General features: G+C 72.4%; 14 protein-coding genes, 1 other RNA gene and 1 pseudogene. 5 read left to right on the forward strand and 11 right to left on the reverse strand.

The window, feature by feature from the left end:
- Positions 1 to 129 precede the first annotated feature (129 nt).
- From ACNF49_RS51310 to ACNF49_RS51335, 6 genes and pseudogenes are all read right to left on the reverse strand, one after another.
- A pseudogene (locus tag ACNF49_RS51310) lies at positions 130 to 1,937 on the reverse strand (alpha-(1->3)-arabinofuranosyltransferase domain-containing protein); the annotation flags it as partial.
- A gap of 164 nt (positions 1,938 to 2,101) precedes the next feature.
- Entirely contained in the window at positions 2,102 to 3,325 is a 1,224-nt protein-coding gene (locus ACNF49_RS51315; protein ID WP_357970378.1) for a glycosyltransferase family 4 protein, read from the reverse strand.
- A gap of 82 nt (positions 3,326 to 3,407) precedes the next feature.
- Complete coding sequence (locus ACNF49_RS51320) at positions 3,408 to 3,539, reverse strand: hypothetical protein (RefSeq protein WP_260477562.1); 132 nt, start codon at positions 3,537 to 3,539, stop codon at positions 3,408 to 3,410.
- 124 nt (positions 3,540 to 3,663) lie between these two features.
- Positions 3,664 to 5,190: an MmpA family trehalose lipid delivery protein gene (locus ACNF49_RS51325; RefSeq protein ID WP_357970376.1), complete on the reverse strand. Its 1,527-nt coding sequence runs from the start codon at positions 5,188 to 5,190 to the stop codon at positions 3,664 to 3,666.
- Positions 5,191 to 5,267: 77 nt separating this feature from the next.
- Positions 5,268 to 7,445 carry an acyl-CoA dehydrogenase family protein gene (locus ACNF49_RS51330; RefSeq protein WP_482942207.1) on the reverse strand — a complete coding sequence of 726 codons (2,178 nt, stop codon included), beginning with the start codon at positions 7,443 to 7,445 and terminating at the stop codon, positions 5,268 to 5,270.
- Between the two features lie 70 nt (positions 7,446 to 7,515).
- On the reverse strand, positions 7,516 to 8,355 hold the full coding sequence (locus tag ACNF49_RS51335) for a hypothetical protein (protein WP_482942208.1): 840 nt from the start codon (positions 8,353 to 8,355) through the stop codon (positions 7,516 to 7,518).
- Positions 8,356 to 8,948: 593 nt separating this feature from the next.
- Between ACNF49_RS51335 and ACNF49_RS51340 the strand changes: the two genes are divergently transcribed.
- Positions 8,949 to 10,379, forward strand: coding sequence for an AMP-binding protein (locus ACNF49_RS51340; protein ID WP_482942209.1), 1,431 nt, complete (start codon positions 8,949 to 8,951; stop codon positions 10,377 to 10,379).
- Positions 10,380 to 10,398: 19 nt separating this feature from the next.
- Entirely contained in the window at positions 10,399 to 11,487 is a 1,089-nt protein-coding gene (locus ACNF49_RS51345) for a S1C family serine protease (RefSeq protein ID WP_482942210.1), read from the forward strand.
- 55 nt (positions 11,488 to 11,542) lie between these two features.
- Here the strand turns inward: ACNF49_RS51345 and ACNF49_RS51350 are convergent, their stop codons facing one another.
- The 3 genes from ACNF49_RS51350 to ACNF49_RS51360 all read right to left on the reverse strand — a co-directional run bounded on the left by ACNF49_RS51350 (position 11,543) and on the right by ACNF49_RS51360 (position 13,686).
- Positions 11,543 to 12,082: an OmpA family protein gene (locus ACNF49_RS51350; protein ID WP_482942211.1), complete on the reverse strand. Its 540-nt coding sequence runs from the start codon at positions 12,080 to 12,082 to the stop codon at positions 11,543 to 11,545.
- On the reverse strand, positions 12,066 to 12,635 hold the full coding sequence (locus ACNF49_RS51355) for a lipoprotein (RefSeq protein ID WP_357970363.1): 570 nt from the start codon (positions 12,633 to 12,635) through the stop codon (positions 12,066 to 12,068). The genes ACNF49_RS51350 and ACNF49_RS51355 overlap by 17 nt, the downstream gene beginning before the upstream one ends.
- A gap of 82 nt (positions 12,636 to 12,717) precedes the next feature.
- Positions 12,718 to 13,686, reverse strand: a complete 969-nt coding sequence (locus ACNF49_RS51360; protein WP_482942212.1) for a GlxA family transcriptional regulator — start codon at positions 13,684 to 13,686, stop codon at positions 12,718 to 12,720.
- A 100-nt stretch (positions 13,687 to 13,786) separates the two neighbouring features.
- Here ACNF49_RS51360 and ACNF49_RS51365 point away from each other — a divergent pair, with 100 nt between their 5' ends.
- From ACNF49_RS51365 to ACNF49_RS51375, 3 genes are all read left to right on the forward strand, one after another.
- On the forward strand, positions 13,787 to 14,212 hold the full coding sequence (locus tag ACNF49_RS51365; RefSeq protein WP_357970360.1) for a hypothetical protein: 426 nt from the start codon (positions 13,787 to 13,789) through the stop codon (positions 14,210 to 14,212).
- A 56-nt stretch (positions 14,213 to 14,268) separates the two neighbouring features.
- Entirely contained in the window at positions 14,269 to 14,730 is a 462-nt protein-coding gene (locus tag ACNF49_RS51370) for an SRPBCC family protein (protein ID WP_482942213.1), read from the forward strand.
- 68 nt (positions 14,731 to 14,798) lie between these two features.
- Positions 14,799 to 16,154 carry a hypothetical protein gene (locus tag ACNF49_RS51375; RefSeq protein ID WP_482942214.1) on the forward strand — a complete coding sequence of 452 codons (1,356 nt, stop codon included), beginning with the start codon at positions 14,799 to 14,801 and terminating at the stop codon, positions 16,152 to 16,154.
- An 80-nt stretch (positions 16,155 to 16,234) separates the two neighbouring features.
- Here the strand turns inward: ACNF49_RS51375 and ssrA are convergent.
- Both ssrA and ACNF49_RS51385 read right to left on the reverse strand, forming a co-directional pair.
- Positions 16,235 to 16,619, reverse strand: a transfer-messenger RNA (tmRNA) gene (ssrA, locus tag ACNF49_RS51380).
- Between the two features lie 300 nt (positions 16,620 to 16,919).
- On the reverse strand, positions 16,920 to 18,785 hold the full coding sequence (locus ACNF49_RS51385) for a penicillin-binding transpeptidase domain-containing protein (RefSeq protein ID WP_482942215.1): 1,866 nt from the start codon (positions 18,783 to 18,785) through the stop codon (positions 16,920 to 16,922).
- Between the last annotated feature and the right edge of the window lie 12 nt (positions 18,786 to 18,797).

Below are 18,797 nucleotides of genomic sequence, written 5' to 3' on the forward strand. Positions count from 1 at the left end.
GACGCCGGTGAGGCCCGCCGTGGAGACGTACCGCGCCCAGCCGGGGTCGAGCAGGTCGTTGGAGGGCGAGCTGCCGCGCAGGGGCTCGTCGGCGGTGAGCGTGGCGCTGGCGTTGCGGCGCAGGTCGGCGAAGGCGACCTCCCTGCGGCGCAGCGTGTCGGTCAGGATCGTGTCGTGCGCGGGCACCTTGACCACGCCCGCGTCGTCGTTGAGCAGGACGGGCCGGTCGTCGTCCAGGAGGCCCTGCTCGGCCAGGGAGAGCACGGACTCCGGCGCGCCGCCGACGCGCAGCGGGCGGGTGGCGTCCACGGTGCCGACCAGCGGCGCGGCGCCGGCCACGCGGTAGATCTCGACGGCCGGGTACGGCTGGTCCAGCCAGGCGGCGGCCCGGCCGTACTGGGCGATGCCGACGCCCGGTCCCATCCGGGCCACGAGCGAGACGCCTGGCGAGTCCTCCAGCGCCTGGTGCACGCGGACCGGCCAGGCCGTGCCGATCGTCGCCCGGTCCAGGTCGTTCCGGACCACCAGGTACGAAACCCCCATCCGGCGCAGCGTGGCGGCCAGCCCCGGCGAGCCCTTGCCGGTGGCCAGGCGGTCGTCCACGGCGGCCATGAGCCGCGAGATGCCGGCCGAGCCCCACGGCACGATCGTGTGCGTGGCCCAGCGGGCCTGCGAGAGCGCCTGCAGCGGCTCGTCCAGGGGGCGGCCCCAGAGGTACTCGCCGCGTTTGGCGCCCGGCACGGCCAGCACCATGCCGTCGCCGGCGTTGCGGTTGAGCCAGGTGATGGCCTGCCGCCAGTAGTCGGGGATGGCGGTGAAGCCGCCGGCGGGGGCGAGGCCGGCGTACAGGACGGGCAGGCCCGACAGGGTCACGAGCCCGGCGGCCAGCACGGTCAGGGGGTGCGCAGGCGCGGGCGGGCCAGTGAGAGCAGCCCGGCGAGGCCGAGCGCGACGGGCAGCCGGATCAGCGCGTCGAACTTGTGCAGGTTGCGGAAGGCGGCGAGCGGGCCGTCGAGCAGCCCGACCATGAACTGCTCGTGCGGCGTACCGGGATGGCCGGTGGTGATGATCGCGATCCCGCACAGCAGGCTGATCAGCAGGAACGGCCGTTCGGGCAGCCGGCGCAGGGTGAGCCCGGCCAGGCCGAGCGCGGCCACGGCGGCGGTGACCACGATCAGCCAGGGGACCGTGGACTGCTGGTGGGCGTCGGGCAGCCAGGTCTGGCCGTCCACGGTCAGGAAGCTGAGCCAGCTCGACGTGCCGCGCAGCGCGTTGACCAGCGACGTCACGCCGGTCGTCGCGGTGGCGGTCTCGATGTAGGGCAGGAAGGAGAAGATGTAGCCGCCGAGCGTGAGCAGCGGGACGGCCCACCACAGCGAGGCGAGCGCGACCAGCGGCAGCCACCAGGCGATCAGCCGGCGCTTGACCGGCCCGCCGCGCCTGGTCAGCAGGTACACCATCGGCACCACGAGCACGGCCGCCTCGGCCACCGCGTTGACGCCGCCGCAGAACAGGAAGGCGAACGCCGACAGCGCGGCCGACCGGCGCGGCGTCAGCTCGCCCTTGGCCCCCTTGACCAGCGGGAGCAGGATCCACGGCAGCACGGCGCTGGGCAGGAACTCCGAGGAGTTGATGCCGATGAGCGCCTGGGCGTGCGGCGCGAGCGCGTACACGAAGCCGGCCAGGACGCGGGTGTGCGGGCCGCCGACGCCGAACGCGCGGGCGAGCTGGACCACGCCGAGGAAGGCGACGCACAGCACGAGCGACATCCACAGCCGCTGGACGGCCCACGACTCCATGCCCAGCTTGAGGAAGATCGCGTAGAACGGGCCCATCGGGAACAGGTAGCCGTACGCCTGGTTCTGCAGGTGGCCGAAGTAGGCGCCGTCCCACAGGTGCAGCGCCCGGCCGAGGAAGCCCAGCGGGTTGACCGCCATGTCGAGCTTCGTCTCGGGGATGATCTTCTCGGTCGAGGTGTTGAACGCGATGGCACCGAGCAGCAGACAGGAGGCGAGCAGCCGCAACCTGTGCCTGATCCGGGCCTCGTAGCTCTCGACGGTGGAGTCCCCGCGTTCCCCCGGGGGTCCAGGCGAGGCTTGGGTCACTGAGGGGCTCCGCCGCAATCTTGGAGTTTCGCCAGGATAAGTCCGGTCATGCTAGCCCCAGTTCGGGCCCACGTAAATTCCCCGGCCCAGGTACGGCAGGCCGCGGCCACCTCCGCCCGCCGCCGCGGGTCGGCCAGCTCCGCCAGCGCGCGGCCGGTCACCTCGGCCAGGCTCTCGCCGTCCCGGACGAGCCAGCCGGTGACGCCGTCCCGTACGGAGTCGCGCAGCCCGGCCACGTCGTAGGCCACGGTCGGCACGCCGAGCGCGGCGGCCTCGATCACGGTCAGCCCCCAGCCCTCGAACTCCGAGGCCGTCACGTTCAGCCGGGCGGCGGCCAGCAGGGCGTTCTTGCGCGGCTCGGGCAGGAAGCCGTGCAGCTCGACCCGGCCGTCCAGGCCCCGGCCGGAGATCCGCGCGGCCAGGGCGTCGTGCTCGGGGCCGCGGCCCACGACGTGCACCCGCAGGCCCGGCCAGGCGTCGCCGAGCTCGGCGGCCAGGTCGACGACGCGCTCGATGCGCTTGTGGCCGATCAGGCGGCCGGCGTACACGAGGGCGGGCTCGCCCGCGGCGGCCGGCGGCTCGCTCCGCACGGGCTCGGCGCAGCCGTTCGGCACGACGGTGACCGGCGCGAGCCAGCGCAGCTTCGTGGCCAGGTCGCGCCTCGACGACTCCGAGACGGTGATCGTCAGGCAGCGACGGTAGACCAGCCGGGCCACCTCGCCCTCCACGAAGCAGCCGATCCGGGCCAGCCAGGCGGGCAGGAAGGCGTGGAACTGCCGGTCGTGGACGTGGTGCACGAGGCTGATCACGGGCGTGCGGCGGCGGACGACGAGCGGGGAGAAGAACGGGATGCCGTTCATGGTGTCGATGACGACGTCCACGCGCCGCCGGTGGATCAGCAGCCAGAGCGGGATCAGCAGGTAGACGAGGTACGGGTTGCCCATCCTGCGCAGGTCGACGCCGTCGAGCACCTCGGCGCGGCGCTGCCCGCGCTGGCGGCCGGTGACGAACACGACCGAGGCGCCCTGGGTCAGCAGGAACCGGCTGACCTGCCAGGCGTACTCCTCGGCGCCGCCGGCCGTGGACTGGTGGGGTTCGCGGAAGTTGAGCATCGCCACGCGGACGCCCGCGAGTGGCCGCTCGTCCGCCGTCGCGTCGCTCGTCCGCGGCTCGATCAGCCGTGCCGTGTCCGCCTTGCGCTCACCGGTAAAGACCACCATCACTCCTCGTCGGCGGGCATGAGGGCATGGCGGAGCCACACTCCGTGCTCGCTGTGCATGGCCCCGCGTCAAGCGGGATGGATCACCTGGTGCCGTAGTTGTAGAGCGGCTGGTTGGGCGGGGTGAGCGACGGTGAGGCCACGTTGACCACCGCGACGGAGGCTCCGACCGCCAGCAGGGCTCCTATCGCCAGGGCCACGAGAAGTCGCAACACGAAGCTCTCCCTTCCTTCCGGTGACGCGGTGTGCCGAGACTAGAACGTGTTTCGTCTTGAATCCATAACATTGGTCAAACCGTGATAAAGCAAGTTACCCTCCGGTACATCATGAAACAGCCGGTCAACGCCGCAGCAAGCGCAGCTCTTTGCCGTCGAAGACCGTTCTCCAACCGGGCGGCGCGGACGGGAACCCGTTCTCGCCCGCGGCCATGAGGAGATACCTGGCGGGCAGCTCGCCGTAGGCGCGGGCGGCCAGCAGGTCGCCGGTACGGCGGTTCAGCGGGTCCTCGCCGCGCACCCGCAGCCGGCCGCCGCCGGGCAGGCCGACGAGCAACGTGTCGTCCCAGAGCACCCGGCGCCGGAACAACTTGGTCGCCGGGTCGAGCACCACCCGGCCGCCGTTCCAGGCGAAGGCCCGGTGGGCGCCCCACGGCAGCGACACCAGCGCGCCCGGCGCGGGGTCACCGTCCACGATCCGCTGGACCGCCGTCCATTCCGCCGGGTACGTCACCGCCTCCAGCCGGCCGAACGCGCCCAGCGCGAACGTCGGCAGGGCCAGCACCGGGGCCAGCACCCCGACCAGCGCGAGCGCGCCCGACCGCAGGAGCGAGGCCAGGCCGACCGCCGTCAGCAGGGCCAGCGGAGCCAGGTGGACCTGGCCGTCGCGCAGCGGCCCGAACCCCGGCCACAGGGCGATGAGCCACTTGAGCGCCTCCCGTCCCGGCTGGAACGCGCCCAGCCCGGCGACGCAGAACCCGGCGGCCGCTGCCACCGCCAGGCCGCCCCACCAGGCGGGCCGCTCGGGGGCCGAGCGGAGGCGGGCGTAGCCGTACAGGCCGGCGAGGACCAGGAGGAGCCGGGCGGTCGCCGTCCACCACGCCTCCTGGCCCGGCAGCCCGGCCTCGGCGTTCCAGATGCCGCCGAGCGAGAGCAGGCTGCCCAGCACGCCGAAGGGCCCGTCGGCGCGGGCCGCGAACGCGTCCACGCCCGCCGGGTCGGTCACGGCGCCCGAGCCGAGCGCGGGCACCGCCCACGGCAGGCTGAACGCGACCAGCACCCCGGCGGCGACCGGCACCCTGCGCCGGGCGACGGCGATCGGCATCAGGGTGAGCCAGGACACCAGCATCGCCTGGAAGCCACCCACCGCCGCGGGCAACAACGCCACCGCCAACCGCCCGGACCGCGCGAAATCCGCCCGAAGCGTCCTTGGGCGTGCGTCCTCCCAGGTGAGCGCGCGGATCGCCCAGGGCAGCCCGGCCACGCCCAGGAGCAGGGCCCACTGGCCGAGCATGAGCCGCTGGGCGAGGTAGAGGTTCCAGGCGTAGAACGCGGCCGCCACCAGCCGGGCGAGCCTGCGCTCCGGCGGCACCAGCGCCGCCGCCCCGCTCGCCGCCAGCACGAACACGCCGACCAGGGCCGCCTTCTGCACGATCTCCACGGGCAACGCCCTGGACAGCAGCGCCACGACCAGGTCGCTGGGCACCGCCCGGGGGAAACCGCCGCGGTCGGGCCACAGGGGCGGATCGGGCACGAAGAGCAGGTCGTACCGGAGCACCAGTCCCCAGCCCAGCGCCGGGCCGAGCGCCAGCACCGCCAGCCCCAGCCCCAGCGCCGCCGGCCACCAGCGGCCCGCACGGCTTTCGCGCACCGTGACACCGCCTCTCCCTCGTGCCAGGACCGGCAATCCGGGCACAAGGGAGATTAGCCGCCGATGCCTCACATGTGTTACTTGCCGGGCTCGGGGTCCCGGGGCAGGCCGAGCATGCGCTCGCCGATGATGTTGAGCTGCACCTCGGTGGTGCCGCCGTAGATGGTCATGGCCCTGGTCGCGAGCACCGCCCGGTTCCAGTAGCCGGCGTCGCCGAGCTTCATGTCGGCGGCCACCACGGCCTGGGCGCCGAGCAGGCCGACGGCCGTCTCGGAGACGTGCTGGGCGTGCGAGGTGGACAGCAGCTTCCGTACGGACGCGTCGGCCCCCGGCTCGTTCCCGGCGAGCTGCTTGAGCGTGACCCGCAGCGACAGCGCGTTGATCGAGTGCCCCTCGCACACGACCCCGGCCACCTCCTGCTCCTCGGCCGGCGTGAGCTCGCGCCCGAGCCGGCCGATCAGCCCGAGCAGGTCGGGCACGGACGCGCCGGTGCCGCCCGATCCGGACGAGAGCGAGACGCGCTCGTTGGACAACGTGTTGCGGGCGACCTTCCAGCCGTCGCCGACCTCGCCCACGACCAGGTCGTCCGGGACGAAGACGTCGTCCAGGAAGACCTCGTTGAACAGGTTCTCGCCGGTCATCTCGGTGAGCGGCCGGACCGTGACGCCGGGCGCCTTCATGTCCACGAGGAAGTACGTGATGCCCTCGTGCTTGGTGCCCTCGGAGGAGTTGCGGGCGATGCAGATGCCCCATTCGGCCACGTGGGCGACCGACGTCCAGATCTTCTGGCCGTTGAGCCGCCAGCCGCCCTCGACCTTCTCCGCCTTCATCTGCAGCGAGGCCAGGTCGGACCCGGCGCCCGGCTCGGAGAAGAGCTGGCACCAGATCATCTCGCCGCTGAGCGTCTTGGGCAGGAAACGTTCCTGCTGCTCGGACGTGCCGTACACGGCGATGGACGGCACCACCCAGGCACCGATGATCATCGCGGGCAGCCTGACCTTGGCGGCCTTGAGCTCCTGGGCGATGAGCACCTGCTCCAGCGGCTTGGCCGCGCGGCCCCACGGCCTGGGCAGGTGGGGCATGACGAACCCGCGGTCGGCGAGCGCCCGCTTCTGCTCCTGGCCCTCAAGGCGGGCGATCTCGGCGATCTCCGCACGGATGCCCTCGCGCAGCTCCTCGGCGCCCTCGGGCAGGTCGATCTCCATCTCGCGGCCGACGCCCTGCAGGGCGAGCGCGGTCACCGAGGCGGCCCACTCGGCCGACGAGCCGAGCAGGGCGCGCAGGGTGAGGGCGCGCCGGTAGTAGAGGTGCACGTCGTGCTCGAAGGTGTAGCCGATGCCGCCGAACGCCTGGATCGCGTCCTTGGCGCACTGGACGGCCGCGTCGGGGGCCATCACCCCGGCGACGGCGGCGGCGTACTCCAGCTCGCGGCCCTCGGCCCTGGTGGCGTCCCAGACGGTGGCGCGGGCCTGCTCAAGGGCGACGAGCATCCGGGAGATCTTGTGCTTGATGCCCTGGAACTGGCCGATCGGGCGGCCGAACTGCTCGCGCACCTTGGCGTAGGCGGCGGCGGCCGTGACGCACCAGGACGCCAGCCCGGCGGCCTCGGCGCCGAGCAGGATCGCGGCCAGGTTGAGCACGTCGGGGCTCTCCACGCCGTCGAGCACGCGCTCGGCGGGCACGCTGACCTCAGACAGCTCCACCCTGGCCACCGGCCGGGTCAGGTCGAGCGACCGGACCGGCGTGACGGTGACGGCGGAGGCGTCGACGGCGATCCACTCCTCGCCCTCGGACGTGGTCACCGGCAGCACCAGCACGTCGGCCAGCGAGCCGGCCAGCACCGGGTCGGCCGTGCCGGACACGACCAGCGAGCCGTCGTCGGCACGGGAGCCGGTGAGCGAGCCGGACAGCGCGACGGCGCCCGTCAGCGTGCCGTCGGCGAGGGACCGGAGCAGGTCGTGCCGCTTGGAGGCGTGGATGACCGCGCCGGCCAGCACGGTCGGCACGTACGGGCCGGGGGCGAGCTTCTCGGCCAGCGCCTCGACGGCGACGGCCGCCTCCAGCAGCCCGTAGCCCGAGCCGCCGGACTCCTCGGGAAGGTGCAGGCCGAGCAGCCCCTGCTCGGCCAGGCCCGGCCAGAAGGGCGGACGTTCGTCCGACCCGGATCGCAGCAGCTCCGAGGGGATGTTCCGCTCGGCCCAGCCGCTCACCGAGTCGCGGAGCGCCTCGTGCTCCTCGCTCAATCCGATCGCCATTGCTCATCCTCCAGCCAGGTCAAAGACAGTGCCCGATGCCCAGAACCATATTCTAGAGCATGCTTCTGGCCTAGAGGGGCCTTACCTGCTGGAGGAGTGTGTTCAGATCAGCCCATCGCGCCTTGTTCTTCTCGGGGATCGAGGCCATCAGCATCGCCGGCTTGGTCTTGCCCACCTCGACGACCGTCACCATGGCCTGGGCGGTCTCCGTCTTGCCGGCCGAGACGTAGGTGACCTTGTAGCCCAGCGACCAGCCCTTGCCGACCGGCACCTTCCTGGACCCGGTCCAGGAGGTCAGCTCGGCGCCCGCCGGATACTGCGTACGCAGCGCCCAGCGGGCCGCGCGGACGGCCATCTCGCGGTAGTCGGCGTCCTTGGAGGGCTTCTTCTCCGGGGCGTCGCCGGGGAACATGGCCGAGGCGATCACGGTGTGCGGCACGGCCACCTTGCCGATGCGCTGGGCGACGGTGAACGGCGCGAACGACTTGGCGTCCCAGGGCGCGGCCAGGCGCGGGTAGCTGATGCCGCTCGCCTTGTCGGAGATGATCCCGCTCACCACGGACGCCTTGCCCGGCAACGTGGGGAACGCCTTGCTCGCCGGCACCGACGGGAGCACGGCCGGCGTCTCGCTGGGGGCCGGGGAGGCGGTGGGGGTGGCGGTCGCGGCCGGCACGGGGGCGACGGAGACCGTCGTCCCTGCGGGGTCGCCGGTCGTGGGCACGTCGCCGGAGAACACGACGAAGACCAGCAGCACCGCCGTGACGGTGACGAGGATGGCGCCCACCAGATAGATCGCGCGGATGGGGATGTCCCCGATGCCGCGCTTGTGCGGCTTGGTGACGACCGGCGTCACGGGACCGGCTGGGCCCGGCTGCGGCGACCTGGGCGCTCCCGGCGGCCACACCTGCACGGGCTGATGCTGCGACGCCCTCCCCTGCCCCGCCCCTTGCACGAGCCCTTGACCCGGCCCGTGCGCGCTCCCCTGGCCCGGCCCCTGTGCCTGTCCCGGCCCCTGTCGGCCGCCGCCCTGGAGCTGCTGGTTCCCGCCCGGAGACTGCGGCGGGCGGCCCTGCGGGCCGGACGGGGGCTGCGGGCGTGCCTGGGGGCCCGAGGGCGGCCCGGGGTAGGGGCGCGGCTGCGGACCCGACGGCGGCTGGGTGGACGGCGGAGCGGGCGGCGTGCGAGGCGGGCCGGACTGGGCAGCCTGAGGCGGCGCCGACCGGAGAGCCTGAGGCCCGGACGGCGGCTGCGGACCGGACGGCGGCTGCGGGCCCGAAGGCGGCTGCGGAGCGGGCTGCATCGGCTGGGACGCCCCCGCCCGCGGAGGACGCGGGATCTTGACCGTTTGCTCGGCAGGCGGCACGACGACCTTGCGGAAAGGTTGGGTGTCCTGTGCTGATCTCTCGTCGCCGACGTCCGCCATGGCCTTGAGGTTACGTCACCGAAGAGCAGGATAATTCCTCTATTCCCCCAGCAGAATCTAATTCTGTATGGTCTGCGGACATGAGGGGTTTCTACGAGATCGCAGCCGCCGACCCGGACCGTCCCGCCCTGCTCGGCGACGACGGCGCGACCTACGGCGAACTACTCGCCCGCGCCAACAGAGCCTCCCACGGCCTGGTCGCGCGCGGCGTCCGGCCGGGCGGCGCCGTGGTGACCGTGCTGAAGAACGGGCTCGACGCCCTCACCATGATGCTGGCCACCTACCAGATCGGCGCCTACCTGGTGCCGGTCAACTGGCACTTCACCGCCGAGGAGATCGACTACATCGTCGCCGACTGCGGCGCCGACGTCGTGGTCTCCCCCGGCGCGCTCACGGTCGCCGACCTGACCGACGGCCATCCGGACACCGCCCCCGAGCACCGCCGGGCCGGCTCGATGATGCTCTACACCTCCGGCACCACGGGCCGCCCCAAGGGCGTGCGCCGCCGGCTGCTCGACCTCACGCCCGAGGACCTCTACCCCATCCTGATGCGCAAGAGCTGGCGGCACTTCGGACTGCCGTCCGACGGGGTGCACCTGGTGTGCTCGCAGCTCTACCACTCGGCCCCCTACGGCCAGGCGATGATGGCGCTGCAGTTCGGCCACTCGATCGTGGCCCCGGAACGGTTCGAGGCCGCCGAGGCGCTGGCGCTGATCGAGCGGCACCGGGTGACGAACGCGTTCATGGTGCCCACGATGTTCCACCGGCTGCTCGCCGTGCCGGACCGGGAGACCTACGACCTGTCCTCCCTCACCCACCTCTACCACGGCGCCGCCCCCTGCCCGCCGGCCACCAAGCAGGCGATGATCGACTGGCTCGGTCCCGTCCTGTGGGAGTACTACGGCTCGACGGAGGCGGCGGTGGCAACGATGGTGTCGTCCCAGGAATGGCTGGACAGGCCGGGCACGGTCGGCAGGGCCCTCGACGGGATGGCCTTCACGATCATCGGCGACGACGGCCGCGAGGCGGCCCCCGGCGAGCCCGGGACGGTCTACATCGGCGGCATCAACCGCTTCGAGTACCACGGCGACCCCGGCAAGACCGCCTCGGCCATGCGCGGCGCCGCCTACACCCCGGGCGACATCGGCTACCTCGACGCCGACGGCTACCTGTTCCTGCTGGACCGCAGGACCGACCTGATCATCTCGGGCGGCGTCAACATCTACCCCGCCGAGATCGAGGCCGCACTGCTCGAACATCCGTCGGTGGCCGACGTCGCGGTGATCGGCGTGCCCGACCCCGAGTGGGGGCACCAGGTCGTGGCGCTGGTCCAGCCCGCGCCGGGCGTGACGGGCGGCGCGGAGCTGACCGCGGAGCTGCTGCGGCACTGCGCGCCCCGGCTGGCCAGGATGAAACACCCCCGGGTGATCGAGTACCGGGAGTCGCTGCCACGCACCCCGACGGGCAAACTCAGCAGACGCGACGTCCGGGAGGCGTATCTTTCCCGCTGAGCTGGGCAGAGACCTCCTCATGAGGGAGATCGTCGCCGGACTGGCAGCCGTCGCACTGCTCACCGCCTGCGGGCCGTCCACGTCCACCTCGACGTCCACCTCGACGGCCACCGCGAGCCCGGCCACGACCACGCCGGGCTCGCCGACCGCCTCCGAAGGGGCGCCGGGGAGCGCGCCGCAGTCGCTGGAGAGCGCGTACGAGCGGGTCATCACGGACGTCCTGCCGTCGATCGTGCAGATCAACACCAAGGTGGGCCTCGGCTCCGGCATCGTCTACGACACGGCGGGTCACATCGTCACCAACGCCCACGTCGTCGGCGAGGCGACCGAGATGAACGTCACGATCGCCACCGGCGGCGCACCCCGCCCGGCCAAGCTGGTCAAGGCGTTCGGCGCCGGCGACCTGGCGGTGATCAAGGTCGACCGGCCCGACGGCCTGCGCCCGGCCAGGTTCGGCGACTCGGGCAAGCTGCGGGTGGGCCAGATCGTCCTGGCCATGGGCAACCCGCTGGGCCTGTCGGGCAGCGTCACGAACGGGATCGTCTCGGCGCTCGGCCGTACCGTCAGCGAGCCCCAGAGCCCCGAGTCGCCGGGCGCGACGATCAGCGGCGCGATCCAGACCTCCGCCGCGATCAACCCCGGCAACAGCGGCGGCGCGCTGGTGAACCTGGCCGGCGAGGTCATCGGCATCCCGACACTCGCCGCCACCGACCCTCAGCTCGGCGGCGGGGCCGCGCCCGGCATCGGGTTCGCGATCCCGAGCAACACGGCCACCGACATCGCGGCCCAGATCGTGAAGGACGGCAAGGTCACCAACAGCCACCGGGCCGCGCTCGGCATCCGCGGCAGCACGGTCATCGGCGCCACCGGGCAGCCGAGCGGCGTGGGCGTGGCGAGCGTGGAGAAGGGCGGGGGCGCGGAGAAGGCCGGGATCCGGGCCGGTGACGTGATCCTGTCGATCAACGGCAAGAAGACCACGACCATGGCCGCGCTGGCGGAGGAGATCACCGCCTTCAAGCCCGGCGACCAGGTCAAGGTGGAGATCCTGCGGCCCAACGGCAGCACCCAGACCGTCACGGTGACGCTCAGCGAACTCAAGGCCGAGTGACGGCCCCTCCGGGCGGGTCGCCACTCAAGGCGGAACACGGCGAAATAGTTGTGCGTCACTGCCGGGCCGTGAAGACGATCTCCACGCGCCGGTTCTTCGCCCGGTTCCGTTCCACCGGCTTGCCCTCGACCAGGTTGGGCAGCTTGGGCCGCGTCTCGCCGTGTCCGGCCGCCTGGAGGGTCACGTTCCCGCCGCCGAGCAGGCTCTCCATGGCCGCGCGCACGGCCTGCGCGCGCCGCCGCGACAACGCCAGGTTGTACGCGTCGCTCCCCTGGTCGTCGGTGTGCCCCTCGATCCTGACGAGGCCGCCCGCGCCCTCCGCCTCGACCTTCGCGGCCACGTCCGCCAGCCGTTTCCTGGCCTTGGCCGTGAGCCGCCACTTGTCCAGCGCGAACAGCACGTCGCTGGTCAGCGCGACCGTCACCTTACGGCCCTGCTTGATCTCGCTCTGCGCGCCGTCCATGGACTCGACCTCGCCGACGATGTCCTCGACCGGCAGCACCAGGTCCTCCACCGGGCCCACGGCATCGGACGGGACCGGGGCGGGCGTGGGCGTCAGGACGAGGGCCAGCGCGAGGCTAAGAGAGCGGAACATCGGTGAGCACGCCCAGCATCGGCATCTCGACGTTGACCTTCGTGACCTCCGGCGGCGGGGCGGCGAAGACCGCGTACAGCGTGCTGGACTTCCCCGCCTCCAGGAACTGGCCCTGGGTGCCGGAGCACACGCACGTGGCGTCGGCGCCGGTGCCATTGCGGGCGACGCGGTAACGCTTGGCGTTCACCGGGTCGATCAGGGAGACGTTGGAGACGGTGAAGTCGAGCGCGCCGCCGCCCAGGCCGTTGTGCACGTTGACCTTGCCGTCGGTGGCGGTGATCGTCCAGTTGAGGGTGACGGTCCTGCCCTGGCGCTTGAGCGCGGTGATGTCGACGCGGGCCTCGCCGTACTGGCCGCCGGAGCCGACCTTGGCCGCACGGGTGGCGATGACCACGTCCGCCTGCGGCGGCGCGGTCTGCTGAGGTGCGGTCTGCGGCGGCGCGGGGGCGGTGGTGCCCGCCTCCTTCGCGGCGGTCTGCGGCTGCCCGCCGGGCAACATGCCACACCCTGACAGGACGACGGCCGCCCCGATGAGCACGATCGTCTTTCGCATCTGCTGATCACCTTAATGCTCAGAAAAGGCCCAAGTCAGACACACTAGCCCGGATTGCTCATTTCGGGCCGGATAAACCCGATCAACCGGCCGCGGACGACTGGGTCAGCCGGTAACGAGAGGGCGGGATGCCGTACCGGTCCACGAACGCCTGGCGCAGCGTCTCGGCCGTCCCGAACCCGCAACGCGCGGCGATCGCGGACATGGGCAACGAGGTCGAGGCCAGCAGATGCGCCGCCCCCTCGGTACGGGCCCGCCGCACGAACCTGCCCGGCGTCTGCCCCAGATGCTTGAGGAACAGCCGGGTCAGGTGGCGTTCGCTGACGCCCGCCGCGGCGGCCAGCGTGGCCGCGGTGAGGTCGGCGGCCAGGTTCGCGGTGATGTGCTCGACGGTCCGCCTGACCAGTCCGTCGGCGGGCGCCGGAGGGCTGACGAACATGCTCATCTGGGCCTGGTTGCCCGGCCGTTGCAGGTAGGTGACCATGCCGCGGGCCACCGTCCTGGCCAGTTCGGCGCCGTTGTCCTCCTCGACCAGGGCGAGCGTGAGGTCGAGCGCGGCGGTGACCCCCGCGGACGTGGCCACCTCGCCGTCCCGGACGAAGATCGGGGCCGGATCCACGGTGACGCGCGGGTAGCGGGCGGCCATGTCGGCCGCCTCCCGCCAGTGGGTGGTGGCGCGCCTGCCGTCGAGCAGGCCCGCGGCGGCCAGCACGTACGCGCCGGTGCACACCGACGCGACCCGCCTGCTCTCCCGCGCCAGCCTGCGGACATGGCCGACGACCAGCGGGTTCGCGGCGGCGTCCACGTGACCGGTGCCACCGGAGACGATGAGCGTGTCGACCGGCCCGGTGATCCGCTCCAGCGCGAGCTGGGCCTGCAGCACCAGCGCGCCGGCGGTGGTCACCGGGTGGCCGCCGGGGGTGGCCAGCCGCACCTGGTAGTACGGTGAGGCGCCGTGCCAGTTCGCGTTCTCCAGCGTCGAGGTGACGCACGCGATGTCGAGCAACTCGGCCGCCTCGTAGGCGACGACCACAACCCGCCGGCACTCCATGTCACGACTGTAGGTCCGGAAGACAAAGAACCCAAGTTTCCGGACATGTACGGCTTCGCCCCCTCCTCCCCGTCCCCCCCACCCGGCCACAGTCGGAACCATGACACCGACGCCCCCTGCACCCGCCACCCCCGCTGCGACCGGACGCCGCTGGCCGAAGTTCGCCCTCCACTACGTGGAGATGATCGTCGCCATGTTCGTCGGCATGTTCGCGCTCGGCGCCCTCCAGTCGGCCGTCGGCCTGTCCGTCTCCCACGACGAGTCGCCCGAGCTCGCCTACCTGATCATGGCCGTCGACATGTCGGTGGGCATGGCCGTGTGGATGCGCTTCCGCGGCCACCGCTGGCCGCCGACGCTGGAGATGTGCGCGGCGATGTTCGTCCCGATCGTGCCGCTCTATCCGCTGCTCTGGCTCGACGTCATCGACGGCGGCGTCCTGATGCTCGTCGCGCACGTCGCGATGTTCCCGCTCATGCTGGCCGCCATGTTCCGACGCCTCGACGAGTACGCCGGCTGCCCCCACTAGCCCGGCAGCCGATCCCCCCTCGGCCTCGCGCCCGCCGGGATCCCTAGGATGCCGCCATGGCACGCTTCGAGACCGTGACCCTGGTCTTCGCTCCCCCCGACGTGCTCTTCGACACGTCGCTGTCGGTCGAGACCCACACCGCGTCCATGGCCGGCTCGTCGGAACGCGCCGTCGCGGGCCTCACCACGGGCCTGCTCGGCCTCGGCGACCAGGTCACCTGGCAGGCCAGGCACTTCGGCCTCACCTGGCGGATGACCTCGACGATCAGCGCCTGGGAGCGGCCCGCGTACTTCGTGGACGAGCAGGTGTCCGGGCCGTTCCGCCACTGGCGTCACGAACACCGCTTCGAGGCGGCTCCGCAGGCGGGCGCCACCCTCATGACCGACGTCGTCGACTTCGCCGCACCCGCCGGTCCCCTGGGCCGCCTGGCCGAGCTGCTGGTCCTGCGCCGCCACATGACCCACCTCATCACCATGCGCAACCGGCACATCAAGACCACTCTCGAACGGTCCCGTTGACCGAACCCGCGCCGCCCGGCGGTCGTCCGACACAGGGGCGACGGCTGCCACGAGGAACGGAGACCGGGGTGCGCACGGACATCGGGAACGACCGCCCACCCGGCGCGGTCGCGTCGCGGCCGCTGCTGGTCCTGGCCCATCTCGCCGGCGCCTGGGCGGCGGGCTCGGTCTTCCTGCCGACGGCGTGGCTGGTGCTGGTGGCCGTGCTGTTCGCCGGCAGCGAGGCGGTGTTCCTCGCCGCCGCCGCGCTGGGCGTGGCGGCCCTGCTCGGTTACCTGGTCATCGTGATCAGGGCGACCCGCGGCGTGTCCGTCCTCGGCGCGACCCGCGGCGGCCGGCTCCTGTGGGCGCTGCTGGTGCTGGGCCTGGGCACCGCCGGCTGGGCCCTCGGATGGGTGGTGACCGACCTCGCGGGCCTCGGGGTGAGCCGCGACATGCTGCCGGCGGCCCTGCTCGGCGGGGTTCCGTACGCCCTCGTGGCCGGGACGCTGCTGCGCGGGTGGCGCCACAGAGGGGTCGCGCTCGGGCTGAGCGTGGCGCTGCTGGGGGCGGGCGTGGCCGTGCTGCGCCAGGAGCCGCCGGACGACCTGGCGGCGCGGCTGGCGGCGGGCGGCCTGCACCGGGAGACCGCGTACGTGGTCGCCGTCCCCGGCTACCGGCCCGACGACCGGGACTACGGCGGCGGGCTGGGCGGCTCCGGCTTCACTCCGGCGGACCCGGCCTCCGTCCCACCCGACCGGTACGTCAGGATCGTCGCCCACGACCGGCTCATGCCGGGCGCGGCCGTGTGCGGCCAGCCCACCGCGCAGGACGCCGACCTGCCGACCGGGTCCTGCACGGCCGAGCCCGGCGGCCTGGTCCACCGGCAGGGCGCGGTCGAGCACGGCTACCAGGTGCGGGTGGGCCGCCGGTACGTCACGGTGGTGGGCAGCACCGCCGTCCCCCACGACCTGCTCCGGTCGGCCGCCCGGAGCCTGCGCCCGGCCACCGCCAGCGAACTGGGCGACCAGGAGCAGACCGGCGACTACTACGCGGCCCGCATCCCGGGTTACACCCCACACCTCATGGGCATCCCGCCGGGCCTGGTCTACACACCCTCCGACCACACCGGCAACGGCGGCCAGAGCGTGCACATCACGTTGTACGTCAGCCAGGCCGACGACGTCTGCTACCTCGCCGAGAAGTGCACCCCCGCCGGCTCCGGCCTCACCTACGTCCGCCGGGAGGACACGCACGGCTACGCGGTGCGCCGCGGCACGGTGACCGTCCAGGTGCTCGGCGGGCTGCGGGTGGACGCGAAGCCGCTGCGCCAGGCCGCGCTCGACGCCCGTCCGGCCACCGACGACGAGCTGCGCCGCCTCCTGCCCCCGCTGGAGCCGCACACCGCCCTCGACCGCCTCCGCCGCCGGCTGCGCACGTTCTGAGAATCTCGGACGCGCACGCCCCTGGACAGCGAAAAGCCTCCGACCCGCCGAGGTAATCGGCAGGTCGGAGGCTTTTGATCACGTGGAGGTGGCGGGAATCGAACCCGCGTCCTTCAATCCCAAGTCAGGGCTTCTCCGGGCGCAGCCTGTTGTGCTTTTCTCAGCCCCGGCGATCACACAGGCGAGTCGCCGACGGGCTCAGCCACTGTTTGATTTCCCGATCTCCCCCGTGGCCGGGTCGATCGGTTGAGCCTTCTAACGATGCCAGACACCGGGCCGAAGGCACTCCCGGGCTGACAGAGGTTTCGCTACTTAGGCAGCGAGAGCCAGGGAACCCTGGCTGACCTCAGTGCGCTTGGAATTGGCACTTATTGTTTTGCGGTCACAGGATTAACGAGGTTATGTCCGCAGTCCTCGGCCCGCTTCACCTGGCTTGCAAGATCGAAGTCGAAGCCAGTCACCCCCTGTGCAGTTGTCAACACGCCTCACGTGATCACACAGAGGCGAGCAACACTGAATCTACAGGGGACAACGCCCCCAACGCCAACTTAATTCCAGCATGGCGAAACCCCCGGGAGCGTGGCACAGCAGCACGCGCTCCCGGGGGCCGACCGGCAGGGTCGAGCCGGTCCGGACGGCAGGACTTCCCCCGAGATGAAGTCCTGATCTCATCACGGCGACTGAGTCCGCAACCCCCCGAGCGGGCCCAGTCATTCAGTAAGACGCAGGCGCCGCCCGGAACGGTTGCTCGCCGTCACAAGATTTTCACGCGGAGTCACGAAGGTCCGAGAAGAAGCTGCCCGCGACGGCCGCCGCGTCGTAGTTCTTGGCCAGGACGGCGATCGCCACGTCCCCCTGCCAGCCGACGAACCAGGTCATCGGCTTGTCCTGGGTGCCCGCCGTCGCGCGCACGCCGTAGACCCGGCCCCGGCCCGCCTGGGCCGGGCTGCCGGCCGCACCGGCGCGCATCATCGCGGTCAGCGCGGTGCGCACCTTCGGGTCCATCGGGACGGGCGCCGGCTGCTTGGCCGGGACGACCTCAGCGGCCGGATCGGGCGACGTGGGCGCGGTCACGAGCACCGGCGGCCGCCAGGTGCCCGACCCCACGGCCGCCGCGACCAGCGCCATCGACAGCGGGCTGACCTCGACCGTCTGGCCCGCGATGGCCCTGGCCTTGTCGGCGTCGCTGGACAGCTCGGGCATCGCCCCGCTGAACGACTTCAGCGGCAGCCGCCACGGCTTGCCGATGCCGAACGCCTTGGCGCTCGCGGCCAGGCCGCCGGCGCTGGCCCGGCGGGCCAGTGAGGCCAGCGCGGTCACGCAGCCCTTGGCGAAGTTGTCCTGGAACGTGGACGACGACGTGACCCCGGCGGTCTGGCTGGTGTGCACGAACTTGGCGCCGCCCACCGTGCGCTCGGCCGGGCAGGCCAGCCGCTGCTTGGTGCTGACGCCGCTCTTGATCAGCGCGTCGGCCGCCACGATCGAGAAGGCCGTGCCCGCCGGGAACCTGCCCGCCAGCGCGTCCTTCTCCTGGTTGAGCCCGCTGGTGCCGACCGCGAGGATCTCGCCGGTGTCGCGCTGCACGGCCACCAGCGCGCTGGTGGCCGTCTCGGCCACCGCCCGCTCGGCCGCCGCCTGGGCGCGGCTGTCGATCGTGGTCTTGACCGAGACGTTCTGGCGGCCCGGCCACTCCTGCAGCTCGGCCACCTGCCGGCCGGTCTTGAGATCGAGGGTGATCACCCTGGTCTCGGTGGAGCCGGTCAGATAGTCCTGGTACGCCTGTTGCAGGCCGCTCTGGCCGATCGAGTCACCGGCCCGCTGGGGGCCGCCGAGCTTCTGCTCGTCCTCAGGGGTGAGCGCGCTGACCTTGCCGACGATCTGCTTGGGGGCGGCCGGGTCGATGGGCTGCGGCTGCGGGTCGGTCTGGATGCCGGAGATGCCGGCCAGCTTCGACTTCATCGACAGGTAACGCGAGCGCCCGAACGTGACCAGCGGCACGAACTTGTCGGGCGGCGAGGACCTGATCCGGCTCAGCAGCCGGTCCTGGGCGTAGCCGGTGATCGCCGACAGCTTGGCCACGACGTCCTCGGCCCGGTCGCCCAGCGCGGACGGCACCACGCCCACGACGTAGACGTAGAGCTCGTTCTGCAGGGGGTCGTCGGACCGGTCGACCACGGGCTGGCGCGACTTGGGGTTGGTCTCGACCGCGAACCGCTGGCCCTCCTTGAGCTGCGGATGCAGCACCGACGGCGACCAGCGCACCTTCCACCTGCCGTCGACCAGGTGCAGCGGCAGCGAGCCGTCGTACGCCCAGAGCGGGGTGTTCTCCCCCAGGTCGACCTCGGCGCGGAAGTCGGCCTTGGACTCCTCGCCGTTCATGCTCACGCTTTTGATCTTGAAGCGGAACGAGGCCGCGTCGAGCTCCAGCTTGGCGTTGGCCAGGGCCTTGCCCACCTTGGCGGGGTCGCCGTCGGTGCGGCCCGCGGCCAGGGCGTAGTCCTCGGACTGCCAGCCGACGAGGAAGTCGCGCACCGCGTCGTGCGGCGAGGACTCCTCGAAGCAGCCGGTCAGCGTCATGCTCGCGACCGCCAGGGTGACGGTCGCGGCAAGGGTGCGGCGCGCGCGTGTCATCGGTTAGAGTGC

Source organism: Actinomadura sp. ATCC 39365 (assembly GCF_054392275.1).